Genomic DNA, 15,330 nt, shown 5'->3' on the forward strand with positions numbered 1-15,330 from the left:
TTCCAGTTGGCTCAAAAGCATAAGGCGCACATATCTGTGAATGATCTGTGCGCCTTAATATGTGTGCTTTAGTCGATAGGCTTAAAGCGAGTGGAGTTTAAAGTTTAAAGTTTAAAACAGCACGCGGGTACGCAATGTACCTTCAATGGCTTTGAGTTCAACTAAGGCTTCTTCCGCTTGAGTTGTGTCGACTTCCATCACGACATAACCAATTTCTGCGGTGGTCTGCAAATATTGGGCGGCGATGTTGATGCCTTTTTCCGAGAAGGCTTGGTTGATCTTGATCAACACGCCCGGACGGTTTTGGTGAATATGCAGCAAGCGCGAGGTGCCTTTATGCGTTGGTAATGACACTTCAGGGAAGTTAACTGCAGAAACGGTTGAGCCGTTGTCTGAGTATTTAGCGAGCTTACCTGCGACTTCGATACCAATGTTTTCTTGTGCTTCGGCCGTGCTACCGCCGACATGCGGCGTGAGTAGAACATTGTCTAAACCGCGTAGGGGACTGATAAATTCATCGTCATTCGATTGTGGTTCAACTGGGAACACATCAATCGCCGCGCCCGCAAGGTGGCGCTCTTTGAGTGCGACTGTTAAGGCCTCGATATCGACTACAGTGCCGCGTGATGCGTTGATAAAGATGCTGCCCTTTTTCATCGCCGCAAATTCAGCTGCGCCTATCATGTCTTTGGTTTGTGGGGTTTCAGGTACGTGTAAGCTCACTACGTCAGCTTGCGCCAGCAATTGTTCCATTGAATGAATTTGTTGTGCATTGCCTAGCGGCAGCTTGTCTTCGATATCGAAGAACACCACGCGCATGCCCAGCGTCTCAGCCAGAATACCAAGCTGAGTACCGATATGACCGTAACCGATTACGCCTAAGGTTTTTCCGCGCACTTCGTAGCTGCCAGCGGCGGTTTTCATCCAGCCGCCACGGTGGGCGATGGCGTTACGCTCAGGGATACCCCGCATCAACATAATGATTTCGCCAATTACGAGTTCTGCAACACTGCGCGTGTTTGAGAAGGGAGCGTTAAATACTGGGATACCAAGGGATTCGGCGGTGGCAAGGTCAACTTGGTTGGTTCCAATACAGAAACATCCTATCGCGATTAACTTCTCGGCACGTTTCAGCACCTCAGCAGTTAATTGGGTACGCGAACGAAGTCCGACAAAATGCGCATCTTTAATGGACTCAAGTAAGGCTTCATCGCTTAAGGAAGCTTTGTGGTATTCGATATTGGTGTATCCCGCACGTTCAAATACATCGACCGCAGATTGGTGGACGCCTTCCAACAGCAGGATCTTGATCTTATCCTTGTCCAGCGAATGTTTCGCCATGATATGGGTACCCTCTAATTAATAGAAATGTTTCTTATGATATGCTCACAACCTTCACCCACCAAAGTAGCACTTTTTTTGCTCAGTGTGGAGGGCTAGATGGCTAAAGTTAATATTCTAAATTTAGAACAATATCGCATAAGAGGAAGAAACATTGAATAACAAAATCGCATGGTGCGGTATTTACCTCTCAGTTTTGGTGTGGTCGGCGATAAAACCCGCAGATCCTTTCACGTGGTGGCTCGAAGCCTTGCCTGCATTGATTGCTGTACCGATTTTATTCTTTACTCGCAAACGTTTTCCACTGACACCTTTAGTGTATTTTCTCGTCTTAATACACTGCTGTGTGTTGTTTGTAGGCGCTCATTATACTTACGCTGAAGTGCCGTTATTCGACATGATTGCCGATTGGATGGGTTCAGAACGTAATAATTACGATAAAGTAGGTCATTTTGCGCAAGGTTTTATCCCAGCCATGCTCGCCCGTGAAATTATGTTGCGTAATCAAGCTGTCAAACCTGGGGCTTGGTGCGCGTTTCTTGCCACTTGTTTTGTGCTCGCTTTTTCGGCGTTTTATGAACTGATCGAATGGTGGGTTGCCGTGGCAACTGGCGAAGGGGCTGAAGCCTTTTTAGGTACTCAAGGCTATGTATGGGATACCCAATCTGACATGTTTCTTGCCCTCATTGGTGCAATTGTCGCGTTAGCTTTACTGTCTCGTTTTCAAGATAAACAAATCGCGAGACTCAAGCAGAGGATTTAGCGGCTAAAAGTGGGTGATGCTCTCTGTTCGAGTTGTAAGACTTTCTTCTCTGAAATATATGGTGTGAGTGTGATGACATTGAGTTGTCATACTTTAGTGTTGTTATTGTGTTTTCTTTGTGTTGCAACTTTGGATTGATAACGTCATAGTTGGAAAGTATTAGGTGCTGGGCGTTGGCCAAGTAAAACGGTATTTTTGACTGTTATTCCATTTTATTGTGGTGAGTTAGTCGAACCTACTAGCATTAAACAGGGAATAGTACATTTGGGTGATGTTTTTCAATCGTTAACTAGTCAGAATTAACTAGGTTAATGGAATGTTGAAAAATCTAACTAAAAAGACGAGTCAAACATACCATTTTGCAATAGAGAATACTTTTCAGGGAGGAGAGTCATTGAGCACAATTAATGAATTGGTTTTTTTACACCAAATGGCCGCGCCATGTCATTTAGCGTTACTCGCTGAATCCATAGGTTTGAAAACGCGTATAGTAAAGCATGCGGCTGAACTGGATTTAGACAAGAGTCGCCGTAGTTTTTATCTGATCACCCAAAAAGGTTCAGCATTAGATAACAAAGGGATACCTCTGTTAGCTTCGCGATTAGTGTCACATTTTCCTGTGGCGCTGTATCAAGTTGAGCGAGACTCCTTAGACCAAGAATCTGCAATGTTACTCGGCATTCGAGGTATTTTATTTGCCGATCAACGTATGGATCTGATGTTAACGGGTTTACGTAAAATGGTGGCAGAGGAACTTTGGTACGATAGAACTTTGCTAAGCAAAATGTTCCGCCGTGTCGTACAAAAGTTAGAAGGTAATAATGAAATGCCCTCTGATACTGTGGCTATGCTGCAGATGCTGACATCCCGTGAACGCACTATCATTCAATTCGTATCGAGTGGTGCGAGGAATAAAGAAATCGCTCATAGGTTATGTATCAGCGAACATACAGTGAAGGCGCATATTTCTTCTATTTTCCGCAAGACCCAGTCTCGTAATCGGGTTGAGCTTTTACGTTGGGCGCAAACCTATCAAACTCACTTTGAGCTGTGCAGTTAGTCAGTTAAAGATATTGGTCGTTAGCTTTTCGCTGTGAGTGGTTAATGTTAATGATTACTAGCATATCAACATAGAAAAGCGGGAATGTTTATTTAAACATTCCCGCTTTTTGTTTAACACCCTTTTTATAAACCACCACCAAAGAGTTTAGCTGTGGTGGTTTAACAGTATTGACTAGTATTGCACTACAGTGGCAACGTTCATATTGCCTGATTGGTTCACGTTGATGCTGTTGTTAGTGCCCGCTTGAGAACCTAACACTAAGTTGTCATTACCCGTTTGAGTGATTGACAGGCTGTTATTGTCACCGCTAACGCCAAATGAATTTGAAGCAAATGAAGTGTCGCTATCGCCGCCTACCCAGTTACCGTTACCTGATTGAGTAATTTGCGCGGTGTTTTCATCACCTTCAATAATCAGGTCAATAACGTTAAGATCGCCACTTTGAAGTGCGCTGACATCGGCATTGTTGTTGCCAGCAACAGAAATCAATGTTTCGTTCTCAGCGCCATCTTGCTCAACATCAACTTCGTTATCGCTACCCACGGCATCTACATAAGCAAAGTTCTCATCGCCTTCTTGGCTAACTTCAATACTGTTATCTTCACCATCAGCGAAGGCAATGATTTCGTTGTTATCGCCTTTAGAGGATAAATCGAAGTCATTATCTGTACCGTATGCACCAAAGGTTGCGAAGTTCGCATCGCCTTTTTGTTTCAAGTCAACATCGTTGCTATCGCCCCATACTTGGAACTCTGCACCGTTGACATCGCCTTTTTGAGTGATAGTAATATCGTTATCATCACCTTGGATATCGGCCACTAAAGTATCACCGATAGTGTTGCCGCTGCCATTTTGGGTAATATCGACACTGTTGTCATCACCCGTAGTCATAGCAAGATAAGCCGTGTTGCCGGTACCTTTTTGATCCATTGAAATATCGTTTTTGCTGCCCGCCAGTGCGTAAACGAAGCCTACATGGTTATCACCCTTTTGGACCATGTCTACTTTGTTGTTGTCGCCTGCAATACCCTTAGCCGCGCCAAAGTTGTTGTTACCCGCTTGATTAACAGAAACGTCGTTGTTGTTACCCACGTTAGCGGTTAAGTCGAGAGCGATTAAACCCGCTTGGTTGTTGTCACCGATTTGTGTGATTTTACCGTCGTTGTTGCTGCCTTCAACGCGAAAAACTGCAAAGTTAGCATCGCCTTCTTGCTCAACAAACACGCTGTTTTCAGCGCCAGTGATTTCAACTTGGCTTTCGTTGACTTCGCCTAATTGGTTAACGAATACAGTGTTATCGTTGCCAGTAACATCGCTACTGCTTTGGTTAAAGAAACCATCTTGCGACACATTTACATTGTTGTTGTCACCTACAACATTTGCACTTGCCACATGCCAGTCAACTTGTTGCGTTATTTGGACCTTGTTATCATCACCCGTTGAATTAATAGCCGCTTCATGCCACACACCGTCTTGGATGACGGTTGCGGTTTGATCTGTACCTGTTTGCACAACCGCAGCAGCGTTAAGGCCACCCGTTTGTGAGACTAAAGTGTCTTGGGCTTGGCCTGACTGTACTACGCTAATTTCGCTCACTGTACTGGCAGCAAAAGCTTGACCGCTTAAACCTGTTGCAATGGCCAAAGCAATAAGTGATTTTTTAGCTTGTGATTTCATGTGACGCTCCCTGTTTAATATTGAGTTATTGAGATTGCAGCACCGTCCGCAATCTGTTGAATCGAAAAGTTGCCGCTTCCTAGTTGGTTCAGTTGCACGAGATTGTCATTGCCAATTTGTGTCACTGAAGCCGTATTTTGACTGCCGACTTGCAGTAGTTGGACTTCATTGTTTGAACCAATCTGTGTGATTAGCGCATCGTTATCATTGCCCACTTGTGTTACATCGGCCTTGTTATCGCTGCCTGACTGGAACAGTAATCCTTGGTTGGCAGTGCCTTGTTGAACCAGCTCGATAAGGTTATCGCGACCGGAACGTTCCAGTAATGCCTGAAGGGTTACGGGTAACTCGTTGACATTCAGCTCTTGTGCTGAAGTCATACAACTACAGAGCAAGATCAGCGGCACCAAAAAGCGTATAGAGGTATTTGGCACGGGTGACTCCTTGCATCAAATATCTTGGGCTGCTTAAAGCAACTTGCATCCCAAATTCAGACCTGAAGATACGAGTCCCGTTAATATGTCGCAATTGGCCAAACGGGTATTTATTCTAGAAAGGATTAACGGAAGGTAAATGATGGCTGTATTAATATCGTATTGATTAAATAGATTTTATATGTTTATTGACGTGTTTTTATTTAAGGGGTCTAGTCTAGTTGTCCTAGTAGTTAAGTCGTATTTGTTGTGAAGAGAGTGTTTAATTTTTAAACAATGCAATAACAAGTGAAGGGAAATACATCGACTATCGCGTTCGCATTTTCTTGATAAAAAAGCACGCGTTTGTGCCAGTGAGAAACTGCTGTGGGGTTTAATTAATTGTAGCAACCTATGTCATTTACCCTGTTTGTAACAACAGGCTTCTTGCCCTTGCGGTAATGAATCCTAGGTTAAACAAAGGGACATTACTGTGAGCGGAAAATTAACCATTATTATGATTGAATTCCTTAATGGGGTAGAGAAAAGATTAATACTACTGTTTTATACGAGATCAGTGCTTTTCTGGTTCTTTTAACTCTTCATGGAATGCTTCGGTACTGATTTGGCTTTTACGGTCTTCCAGTTGTTGCATCGCACTGTTATTACTTACAGTTAACGCATTGAAGCGAGTATTGATATCGTCCATTTCGTTAATGTATTCAGGATCGGTTTTCTCTTTATTTTGCCAATAACGCTTACGTTCTAATTTCTGCAATTCACTGGCGCGCAGAATTTCAAAATAGCTATTTTCCTGCTTAAGACGATATATCTCGCCGTCGAGTAACTGCAATAATTTTTCTTTAGAAATGGTTCGACTATTCAGTAGAGTGTGTAAGGGATCAACAGGAATGTCCCTTTTATCAGAGTCTACTTCAGTCGTTATCCCTAACTGGTATTCGATTTTATGTTGGCTAAATTCCTGCGGGCAAGCAGTTTGGCTAAAGACAATTTTGTCATCTTTACGGCATTTATAAATGGTATTTGCCTGTATTGCAGTGGGCAAAATAACACAAATTAGGGTGAGTATCAGTCTTGCCATGAGGCCACAAATCCTTTGTACACTTGCATAGCTATTATGATTTAATTGTTTGATTAAGCATGATAAATAGTGATTGTGACGTTTATATTATTATGCCTTTTTAACCGTTTATTGTTAGGTCGACGGGCTGTTAAGCCCAATAAATTAAAGGATTAGCCATGCATCATTATAAGGTCAAATTCACTCGTCAATGTCTGCCGCTAATCATTTACCTTAAATTAACATCTGCATCATACTATGGCGTAAATTTAGGGATAAAACCAGTTTTTTGACGCTTCAAATTTTTGGCGCTTGGATTGATTCTAAAGAAGAAAATAGCTTCTGGTCGAGCATTAGGTAAATAAAAAGGAGCGACTGCTCCTTTTTATTTATTGATAACGCTTAAGAGATTAGCGATCGAACCTTAAGTTGTCGATAAGTCGCGCTTTACCTATATAGGCGGCGGCCAAAATGACTAAGGTTTGGTCTTGGCTCTGCGCTTTCTCAAGCGTGTGGGCATGACGAATTTCCAGATAATCCGGCGTAAAGCCCGCCGCAATTAAACTGACTTTCGCTTGCTCGGTGACAGCATCAACACTCTGACCTTGTTTGATCCCTGCAGCCATAGCATCTATCGCCTGTTTTAATGCTGGTGCAGCGGCTTTTTCTGCGGCGGTGAGATAACCATTGCGCGAACTCATGGCTAAACCTGAGTCCTCACGTATGGTATCAACACCGATAATCTCAATCGGTAATGACAAGTCTTCAACCATAGTTTCAATGACTAATAGCTGTTGATAGTCTTTATTGCCAAAGAGTGCCACATCGGGCTGTACTATGTTGAATAGTTTACAGACGATAGTCGCAACGCCTCGAAAATGCCCCGGACGGCTAGCGCCGCAGAGCAGATCTGAAATACCTGGCACTTCAACATAGGTTTGTTGCGCTAAGCCCTTGGGATACATCACGGCTGGCGTTGGGGTAAACAGCAACTCAGCGCCCGCGGCGGTGAGGGCTTCACTGTCGGCGGCGAGTGTGCGTGGGTAGGCATCGAGATCTTCGTTCTGGCCAAACTGCATTGGATTGACGAAAATCGATACCACCACATGATCACAACGTTTAGCCGCTTCTTTCACTAAGGTGATGTGTCCCCGATGGAGATTGCCCATGGTCGGCACGAAGGCGACAGTTTCGCCCTTGGCACGCCATGCACGCACTTGAGTGCGGATATCATCAATATGGGCGCTAGTGATCATTGAGCCTTACCTTGCATAAATCTGTTATTTGTTAAAAGTGTGTTCTTCGCCAGGAAAAGTTCCTTGGGCAACTTCGTCGATATAAGCACGTACCGCAGAACGAATTTCACCGGTTTGTTTTAGGTAGTTTTTCGAGAAACGTGGAATGTAACCACTTGAAATACCTAACACATCATGCATCACCAAGATTTGACCGTCGGTCGATGCGCCTGCGCCAATTCCAATGACAGGAATCGTTAAGGCTTGAGTGATCGCCGCAGCGAGAGGCGCAGGGATACATTCTACGACTAATAGTTGAGCACCCGCGGCCTCTAAAGCCTTAGCTTCGTCGAGGATGCGCTGGGCATTTTCGGCATCGCGGCCTTGCACTTTAAAACCACCAAACACATGAACCGACTGAGGCGTCAAGCCTAAGTGGGCACACACAGGAATACCGCGTTCGGTAAGCTTAGTGACGGTTTCGAGTAACCAGTGTCCGCCTTCGACTTTGACCATGTTTGCGCCAGCTTGCATTAACTCAGTGGCGTTGACCATGGCTTGTTCTGGCGTGGCGTAACTCATAAAGGGCATATCGGCGATCAGCAGGGCACGTTCGATACCGCGACGAACACAGCGAGTATGGTAAGCGATTTCTGCTGTAGTGACGGGCAGGGTATCGTCATGGCCTTGGAGAACCATTCCCAAAGAATCGCCGACCAGCAGCACATCGACACCTTCGCTATCGAACGCGCTGGCAAAACTGGCATCATAGGCTGTCAGTGCCGTGAATTTTCTACCTTCCTGTTTGTATTTCAACAGGGTTGAGCTAGTAATTTTAGACATATGGATGATCTTCAAACCAAATAGAAGTGGTGTTATAAGCTAACTGAGGACGGACTTCAATGATCAATGCCCAGTTGTTGTAACTCGGCCAACATTTTTGTATCGATAAGACTGTCGATGGCAGTGTTGCACGGCAGAATCAGATCCGGTGCAATTGCGGCTAAAGGCACGAGCACAAAGCTGCGCGTTTTCATGCCGTAGTGGGGCACTTTGAGTCTAGGAATGTCAATGTTCTCATTACCATACAAGAGTAAATCGAGATCTAAGGTTCTAGGCCCCCAACGTTCTAGGCGGATTCGTCCTTGGGTGTTTTCAATATGCTGCAGTGCATCGAGTAAGGCTAATGGCATGAGATCAGTATCGAAACTCGCCACCGCGTTAATATAATCGGGTTGCACGACATCGCCCATGGGCGTCGAATGGTAATAGGGAGAAACGACGAGACTATTGCCTAAGGCTAAGGCGGACAATGCCATCACGGCATTGTCCAATTGCGCCTTGGGATCTTCAAGATTTGCGCCTAATGCGACGTAGACGCGGGGCATTATTCAGCCGTTTTAACTTTAGGTGTGCCATTCGCTTTAGGTGTGCTCGTCGGCGCTGAACCATCGGCATTAGGTGCACGAGGACGGCGACGACGTTGGGTGGCATTACGGTTGCGGTTTGGCGATTTACTGCCGCTACGCGCTATGGCTAAACGTTCTGTTTCATCGGCTTCGACAAATTGTTGCCACCAAGCGGCACTTTTAGCGACATTACCCGCTTCGACTTCGCCCCTGAGTAAGAGTAAATCGTATGCGGCTCTAAACTTAGGATGCTCCATCAGTTTAAAGGCGCGGGTGCCTTGGCTACGATCAAAGCGTAACTGCAACTGCCAAATGTCTTTTGCCGGCGTACTAAAACGGCGCGGAATACTAATGGTTTGGCATTGCTGCTCCATCACATCGCCCATGGCGGCAAAGAAGGCATCGTATAACGTCAGGCCACTTTCAACGGCAATATCTTCGGCGCGTTGACGCAGTGGATACCAGAGAAGCGCAGCATAGAAGAACGAAGGTGTGACCGGCTTATCTTCGTTAACTCTTTGATCTGTGCTCTTCATGATGGCCTGCACCATTTTCATGGTCGTACCTTTAGGATCATCTTTTAGCAGAGCGGCCACTTGCGGAAATAGCGGTGCGAATAACTTGTATTCTTGCATTAATTCGAAGTTGGCTAAGGCTTTGCCTGCAAAGAAGAGTTTTAACACTTCTTCGTACATGCGTGCTGCCGGAATATCTTTGAGCAGCGGCGCTAATTGTTTAATCGGTGCGGCTGTGACGGTTTCAATACCCATGTTGAGCTTAGTGGCGAAACGCACTGCCCTTAACATACGCACAGGATCTTCACGGTAACGGGTTTCAGGATCGCCGATTAATCTTAGGGTGCCCGCTTTTAGATCGGCCATACCGCCGCCATAGCTGCGAATCGAGTAATCGCTGATATCGTAATAGAGGGCATTGACGGTAAAGTCGCGGCGCTCGGCATCTTCATCGATTTCGCCATAGACGTTATCGCGCAGCAAACGCCCTTCGGCATTGGCTTTCGAGACTTTCTCATTGCTTTCGCCATGGTGACCACGGAAGGTGGCAACTTCAATCACATCGCGGCCGAAAACAATGTGCGCTAAGCGGAAACGGCGACCGACAACACGGCAATTACGGAATAATTTTTTGATTTCTTCCGGTGTTGCATTGGTCACTATGTCGAAATCTTTCGGTTCAATCCCTAAGAGTAAATCGCGTACACCGCCGCCGACTAAATAGGCTTTAAAGCCAGATTTATTCAGTCTGTATAATACCTTAAGGGCATTCTCGCTGATTTGTTTGCGCGAGATGGTATGGGCATCTCTTGGTACTAACTCTAAACTCAAAGCACCGGAACTTTGTTCAGGTGTTGTTGGTTCAATCTGAGCTGGAGTCGGAGCGGTCGTTTTAGGCGCGTCTTCAAATAGCTGTTTGCAGAATTGGCTGATACGGCGAAAAATGGGACACCTCGAAATATGATCTGTTATTTGATTAAAAATCTGGCGGCTATCATATACCAAATGCGGCCTAATGAGTATATCAGGGCTCGATCAGTATCTCAGATTGTTGCGGTATAGTGGATAATTGAAACTGATCCACGGCTTGAGCGAGCATTTGCGCCACAGAGCCGCGGGTTTCGACGGGTGTTTGGCCTAAAAATGCCAGTGCCGCATTGAGGCTCGCCTGTGGATTAAGTGTATCAATTGCCTGTGCATGATTCTGTTTTGAGAGCTTAAAGCCTTTACTTATGCAGGCGAGCGGCAAGTGCAGCCATTGCGGTGCGGCTAAACCAAAGCTTTGATACAAACTCAGTTGGCGACAACTGGCCTCGATTAAGTCGCAGCCTCGAACCACTTCGGTGACCCCTTGATAAGCATCGTCGAGTACCACGGCTAGTTGATAGGCGTACAGACCATCACTGCGTTTGATGATGAAATCCTCTGCGGCAAAATGGCTATCAACGCAAATATGGCCCATTAGATTGTCATCAAATTCTTGCACTTGCGCCGTGTTGACGATTCGCACCGCACCCAACCTAACAAGATTTGCAGACTGGGTTTGTGGCAATCGGTGGCAGCGGCCATCGTAGACGCCGCCCATGGCTTGAATTTGCTTGCGACTACATTGGCAGAAATAGGCTTTATCTTGGGCGAGCAGCGAGTCAATTTGCGCTTGATAAGCCGCTGTGCGCTGGCTTTGATACAGAGGCACATCATCCCACTCAAACCCATAGGCTTCTAAGGTGCGTAAGATATCATCGGCGGCGCCTTTGACTTCCCGTGGTGGGTCTATATCTTCGATGCGGATCAGCCATTTACCCTGTAGTGAGCGGGCGCGCAGATAGCTGCCAAGGGCGGCGATAAGCGAGCCAAAGTGCAAGGCACCCGAAGGTGAAGGCGCAAAGCGGCCGACATAGGGCTGGCTGGATAAATCGGAATGTAATAGCTTTGACATAACAACTAGATGGCGTTTTAAAGTCGCGACGGTAAAAGTGGATGTATTTTAGAGGGATGCTAAGAGAAAAGCGAATCGGGGTAAATTGGAGTGAGCTTGGCTTAAGCTCGTCGAGTTTACGAGTTGCTAGAAACAAATAGGCGGGGAAATCCCCGCCCAGTATGCTTGATTAACCAGCCATTTGTTTCTCTTTGATCTCTGCAAGCGTTTTACAGTCGATGCATTGATCGGCTGTTGGACGCGCTTCGAGACGGCGGATGCCGATTTCGATACCGCAAGAATCACAGAAGCCGAAATCGTCTTCTTCAATTTTTTGCAGTGTTTTTTCGATTTTTTTGATCAGCTTACGTTCTCTATCGCGAGCACGAAGTTCGAGGCTGAACTCTTCTTCTTGTGCTGCACGGTCAACAGGATCGGGAAAGTTTGCGGCTTCGTCCTGCATGTGGCTAAGAGTACGGTCGACCTCTTCACGCAACTGATTGCGCCAAGCTTCAAGAATTGTCTTGAAGTGACCCAGTTGCTTAGCGTTCATATACTCCTCACCCGGCTTTTCCTGGTAAGGATTTACACCTGCGATAGCGAGTACGCCAAGTTTTTTGGTGCCTTCAGGCATAACGCATCTCCTGTAATCATTTGCGTTTGTAGGGCGTCCTTAAGAACGGCCGCTATCTATAGCAGAATCTTCACATCGAGGCAAACTTTTCATTCTGCTTTGATTGAATTTTTTGACTATGTTCGCTAATTCAACTGAAATCAAATTTAACTCAGCCTTAACATCATACTCGTACATCGCAGGCTTGGGCTAGGTGAATCTCAGTCGGGGACATTTCACAGCGATAGGCAAGGACTTCCACTCCAGCTAACACAGCTATTTTCAGTAACTTAGCATATTCAGGGTCGATATGTGCTGCGGGTGCAACACTGAATATGTCACTGTGCTGCACCACAAATAGCAATACGGCTCTGTGGCCTTGACTCACCATGTGCATCAATTCACGTAGATGTTTTTGACCGCGTAGGCTTACAGCATCAGGAAAATAACCTTGGCCATCCTCGAGCAAAGTACAACTTTTGACTTCTATATAACAGGCGGGTTTTTGAGCACCCTGTAGCAGGATATCGATGCGACTATTTTCATCACCGTATTTGACTTCACGGCTGAGGCTATCATAACCCGTGAGTTCCTTGATGATACCTTTATTGATGGCTTCTTCGGCTAAGGTGTTCGCCTGACCCGAGTGGATACCGATTAAGCCTGCATCTGGCGTGGTCATCAGTTCCCACGTATGGGCATATTTACGTTTAGGGTTATCAGAGGTAGAAAACCACACTGTTTCACCGGGATACAGGCAATTACGCATAGAACCCGTATTGGGGCAATGTAGGGTGATCTCACTGCCATCGCTTAGCTGCACATCGGCCAGAAAACGCTTATAGCGGCGCAATAAAATGCCCTGTTGTAGTGGCGGTGTAAATTCCATCGATAGACCTATCTCGGCTGTTCAAGGTCGCAAAGCCTAGCAAATTTCGCAAATGTTTACAGATTTTACCTGAGTTACTTCAGCCAATCGCTTTGCGTCATCGCCTGCTAGCAGTAAACTGCCGCCATAAAGTTTGTTCTGATTGCTGATTGATTATTCTAAAACGAATCGAAAAATAAGGATCCCTAATGAGTGAACTAAAAGTAACTGAATTGATGAAAGTACAATTAACCAAAGAAGCACCCGCCGCGCACTGGGGCAAGGCTGATGTGACTTATACTGCCGACGGTGCGCAAATTCATTTAGCGGGTGGCGATGAGCTACGTCAAATTCAAATGGCGGCCCGTAAACTGCGCAGTCAAGGCATTAGCTGTGTGGAATTAGCTGGGCAGTTTTGGGATCTCAATAGCCAATGGGTGTTTGCCCAAGGTTTCGCGACGGCAAAACCAGGCTATCAAATCCATTGGTGTGGTGATGAGTCTGTGCAAGCAGAATTGCAACGTCGACTCGATGTGGCAACCTTTGCCCGTCAACTGATCAACGATACGCCTGAAAACCTGTCGCCAGTGAAGCTTGCCCAACAAGCAGCAAAATGGTTGGCTGACGTTGGTGGCGACAAGGTGAGTTATCGGATTATCGAAGGCGAAGCGCTGCTTGAAGAACAGTGGATTGGTATCCATGCTGTGGGTCGCGGCAGTGAGCGTCCACCAGCAATGTTAGAGTTAGACTTCAACCCATTAGCCGCCGATGCACCCGTGTCTGTGGCGCTTGTGGGTAAAGGGATTACCTTTGATTCTGGCGGCTACAGCATCAAAGCTTCTGAAGGCATGTTAGGCATGAAATGCGATATGGGCGGCGCGGCGACGGTGACTGCAGCACTTGGTTTAGCGATCAAATCTGGCCTCAACAAACGCGTTAAACTCTTCTTATGTTGTGCTGAAAACTTGATCAGCGGCCGCGCCTATAAGTTAGGTGATATTCTGACCTACAAAAATGGTGTAACAGTTGAAGTGGTGAACACAGATGCGGAAGGGCGCTTAGTGTTGGCCGATGGCCTACAAGCCGCTTCTGCTACAGGCGCACCTTTTATTATCGATGCAGCGACCCTTACAGGCGCCGCTGTGATGGCGGTGGGTTCTAACTACAACGCGATTTTCTCGCCACAGGCGGATGTGTTGCAACTGGCCCAGCAAAAAGCCACTAGCGTTGCCGAGCGCGTATGGCCGCTGCCGCTGGATCCTTGGCACAAAGAAATGTGTCCATCTGCCTATGCTGACACCGCAAACAGCCGCGCAATGAAAGGCGGTGGTGCAGGTGGTGCTTCTAATGCCGCTGGTTTCTTATGGCGTTTCGTGTCACCCGAAGCTAAATGGTTACACGTTGATTTAGCGGGCGCTTTTGAAGATTCAGCTTCTGCCATGTGGGGCGCGGGTGCAACGACCCACGGCGTATTGACTATTAGTGAATTGATTAAAGGCTAAGCCTAGATTTAAGTCTAGCGCTAAGACTAAGTCAGATATGTTAGCTAAGATCCATTAAGGTTCTGTAGCTTTGATTAAACCGCCTACGGGCGGTTTTTTATTGGTTGAAAGATTAGAACACTCGTTTACTTGGCGTTTTAGCGGCTTCATGGCATGTTATGGCTGAGCATTTTTAATCGGGAAACATGATGATAACTATACGAAAAGCGACGAAAGCGGATGCTCAGGCCTGCTGGGATATCCGCAATGCGGCCATCAATAAAGGTTGCGCCGGATTTTATGATGCGGGCGATCTGGTGATTTGGACCGAGGGCGAACTGACCGAGCAATTTAGTCGTATCGTCGATGCACATTTTTATGTGGCAGAGTTGTCCTCTAACGAGTCGCAGCTTAAGACTGTGGTCGGCACTGCCATGTTGGATGAACCCTATGCCCAGTTAGAAGCCTTGTTTGTTTCCCCCGATGCTATGGGGTTAGGAGTTGGTAAAGTGCTGCTGCAATTTATTGAAACTATGGCTTTTAATCAGGGGATTGCCCAGCTCAGATTAGAATCAACTTTAAATGCGGTGGATTTCTATCGCCACTGTGGTTTTGGTGGTGAGGGTTTAGAGGAGGAATCTATCTACTGTTCGCCCAGAGGAATAGCCTTAGAGTGTATGGTGATGTATAAAAATCTAGGGCGGTCTTTGGCCTGCTAGGGCGCAGTAAAAAACGCTGCTGCTAGAATCTAGGGCGTTGCTTTGCAACTGCTAGAACGCCGCGTTGCGGCTACGGATAACGGCACGCAGCAAACTGCTACAGAACGTCACTTTTTGACTCACGATTTACGGAACAGGCTTTGCCCTTTCGGTAAGTGCAGCGTTCTATGAGTGAGTTTACGAATGTTCTATTTTCCTAGAATCTAAAGCCTAGAACCTATTTTCTGAGATGTT

15 protein-coding genes are annotated in these 15,330 nt (G+C 46.2%); 4 read left to right on the forward strand and 11 right to left on the reverse strand.

Going from position 1 to position 15,330, the window contains the following annotated elements; genetic code table 11:
• Positions 1-111 precede the first annotated feature (111 nt).
• Positions 112-1,341: a phosphoglycerate dehydrogenase gene (serA, locus tag L5M38_RS06700; RefSeq protein ID WP_263178621.1), complete on the reverse strand. Its 1,230-nt coding sequence runs from the start codon at positions 1,339-1,341 to the stop codon at positions 112-114.
• A 154-nt stretch (positions 1,342-1,495) separates the two neighbouring features.
• On the opposite strand from serA, the gene L5M38_RS06705 reads away from it, so the two are divergent.
• The gene (locus L5M38_RS06705; protein ID WP_168822493.1) at positions 1,496-2,104 is read left to right on the forward strand and encodes a DUF2238 domain-containing protein; all 609 of its coding nucleotides are present in this window, start codon (positions 1,496-1,498) and stop codon (positions 2,102-2,104) included.
• Between the two features lie 394 nt (positions 2,105-2,498).
• Positions 2,499-3,164, forward strand: coding sequence for a helix-turn-helix transcriptional regulator (locus tag L5M38_RS06710; RefSeq protein ID WP_014611267.1), 666 nt, complete (start codon positions 2,499-2,501; stop codon positions 3,162-3,164).
• Positions 3,165-3,338: 174 nt separating this feature from the next.
• Here the strand turns inward: L5M38_RS06710 and L5M38_RS06715 are convergent, their stop codons facing one another.
• The 10 genes from L5M38_RS06715 to sfsA form a co-directional block, all read right to left on the reverse strand.
• On the reverse strand, positions 3,339-4,844 hold the full coding sequence (locus tag L5M38_RS06715; protein WP_263178622.1) for a curlin: 1,506 nt from the start codon (positions 4,842-4,844) through the stop codon (positions 3,339-3,341).
• 14 nt (positions 4,845-4,858) lie between these two features.
• Positions 4,859-5,278, reverse strand: coding sequence for a curlin (locus tag L5M38_RS06720; RefSeq protein ID WP_105251518.1), 420 nt, complete (start codon positions 5,276-5,278; stop codon positions 4,859-4,861).
• Positions 5,279-5,831: 553 nt separating this feature from the next.
• Complete coding sequence (locus L5M38_RS06725; protein WP_131525367.1) at positions 5,832-6,359, reverse strand: DUF4124 domain-containing protein; 528 nt, start codon at positions 6,357-6,359, stop codon at positions 5,832-5,834.
• A 389-nt stretch (positions 6,360-6,748) separates the two neighbouring features.
• Positions 6,749-7,594: a pantoate--beta-alanine ligase gene (gene panC, locus L5M38_RS06730; protein WP_263168361.1), complete on the reverse strand. Its 846-nt coding sequence runs from the start codon at positions 7,592-7,594 to the stop codon at positions 6,749-6,751.
• Positions 7,595-7,618: 24 nt separating this feature from the next.
• Positions 7,619-8,416: a 3-methyl-2-oxobutanoate hydroxymethyltransferase gene (panB, locus tag L5M38_RS06735; RefSeq protein ID WP_028761774.1), complete on the reverse strand. Its 798-nt coding sequence runs from the start codon at positions 8,414-8,416 to the stop codon at positions 7,619-7,621.
• Positions 8,417-8,472: 56 nt separating this feature from the next.
• Positions 8,473-8,961, reverse strand: a complete 489-nt coding sequence (folK, locus tag L5M38_RS06740; RefSeq protein WP_263168360.1) for a 2-amino-4-hydroxy-6-hydroxymethyldihydropteridine diphosphokinase — start codon at positions 8,959-8,961, stop codon at positions 8,473-8,475.
• On the reverse strand, positions 8,961-10,502 hold the full coding sequence (locus tag L5M38_RS06745) for a polynucleotide adenylyltransferase PcnB (protein ID WP_263168359.1): 1,542 nt from the start codon (positions 10,500-10,502) through the stop codon (positions 8,961-8,963). The genes folK and L5M38_RS06745 overlap by 1 nt, the downstream gene beginning before the upstream one ends.
• A 19-nt stretch (positions 10,503-10,521) precedes the next feature.
• Positions 10,522-11,436: a tRNA glutamyl-Q(34) synthetase GluQRS gene (gene gluQRS, locus L5M38_RS06750; RefSeq protein WP_263178623.1), complete on the reverse strand. Its 915-nt coding sequence runs from the start codon at positions 11,434-11,436 to the stop codon at positions 10,522-10,524.
• A gap of 169 nt (positions 11,437-11,605) precedes the next feature.
• Positions 11,606-12,049, reverse strand: a complete 444-nt coding sequence (gene dksA, locus L5M38_RS06755; RefSeq protein ID WP_006082967.1) for an RNA polymerase-binding protein DksA — start codon at positions 12,047-12,049, stop codon at positions 11,606-11,608.
• A gap of 163 nt (positions 12,050-12,212) precedes the next feature.
• On the reverse strand, positions 12,213-12,917 hold the full coding sequence (gene sfsA, locus L5M38_RS06760) for a DNA/RNA nuclease SfsA (protein WP_263178624.1): 705 nt from the start codon (positions 12,915-12,917) through the stop codon (positions 12,213-12,215).
• A gap of 188 nt (positions 12,918-13,105) precedes the next feature.
• Between sfsA and pepB the strand changes: the two genes are divergently transcribed.
• Positions 13,106-14,398: an aminopeptidase PepB gene (gene pepB, locus L5M38_RS06765; RefSeq protein ID WP_173246710.1), complete on the forward strand. Its 1,293-nt coding sequence runs from the start codon at positions 13,106-13,108 to the stop codon at positions 14,396-14,398.
• 188 nt (positions 14,399-14,586) lie between these two features.
• Complete coding sequence (locus L5M38_RS06770; protein ID WP_219252224.1) at positions 14,587-15,096, forward strand: GNAT family N-acetyltransferase; 510 nt, start codon at positions 14,587-14,589, stop codon at positions 15,094-15,096.
• The last annotated feature ends 234 nt before the right edge of the window (positions 15,097-15,330 follow it).

This window comes from Shewanella sp. SM101 (assembly GCF_025654465.1).
Lineage (GTDB): Bacteria > Pseudomonadota > Gammaproteobacteria > Enterobacterales > Shewanellaceae > Shewanella > Shewanella oncorhynchi.

Coding starts and splice junctions, on each gene's coding strand:
- folK (WP_263168360.1), bottom strand. CDS start 8,961: ATGCCCCGCGTCTACGTCGCATTAGGCGCAAATCTTGAAGATCCCAAG.
- serA (WP_263178621.1), bottom strand. CDS start 1,341: ATGGCGAAACATTCGCTGGACAAGGATAAGATCAAGATCCTGCTGTTG.
- panB (WP_028761774.1), bottom strand. CDS start 8,416: ATGTCTAAAATTACTAGCTCAACCCTGTTGAAATACAAACAGGAAGGT.
- sfsA (WP_263178624.1), bottom strand. CDS start 12,917: ATGGAATTTACACCGCCACTACAACAGGGCATTTTATTGCGCCGCTAT.
- L5M38_RS06770 (WP_219252224.1), top strand. CDS start 14,587: ATGATAACTATACGAAAAGCGACGAAAGCGGATGCTCAGGCCTGCTGG.
- gluQRS (WP_263178623.1), bottom strand. CDS start 11,436: ATGTCAAAGCTATTACATTCCGATTTATCCAGCCAGCCCTATGTCGGC.
- panC (WP_263168361.1), bottom strand. CDS start 7,594: ATGATCACTAGCGCCCATATTGATGATATCCGCACTCAAGTGCGTGCA.
- L5M38_RS06715 (WP_263178622.1), bottom strand. CDS start 4,844: ATGAAATCACAAGCTAAAAAATCACTTATTGCTTTGGCCATTGCAACA.
- L5M38_RS06725 (WP_131525367.1), bottom strand. CDS start 6,359: ATGGCAAGACTGATACTCACCCTAATTTGTGTTATTTTGCCCACTGCA.
- pepB (WP_173246710.1), top strand. CDS start 13,106: ATGAGTGAACTAAAAGTAACTGAATTGATGAAAGTACAATTAACCAAA.
- dksA (WP_006082967.1), bottom strand. CDS start 12,049: ATGCCTGAAGGCACCAAAAAACTTGGCGTACTCGCTATCGCAGGTGTA.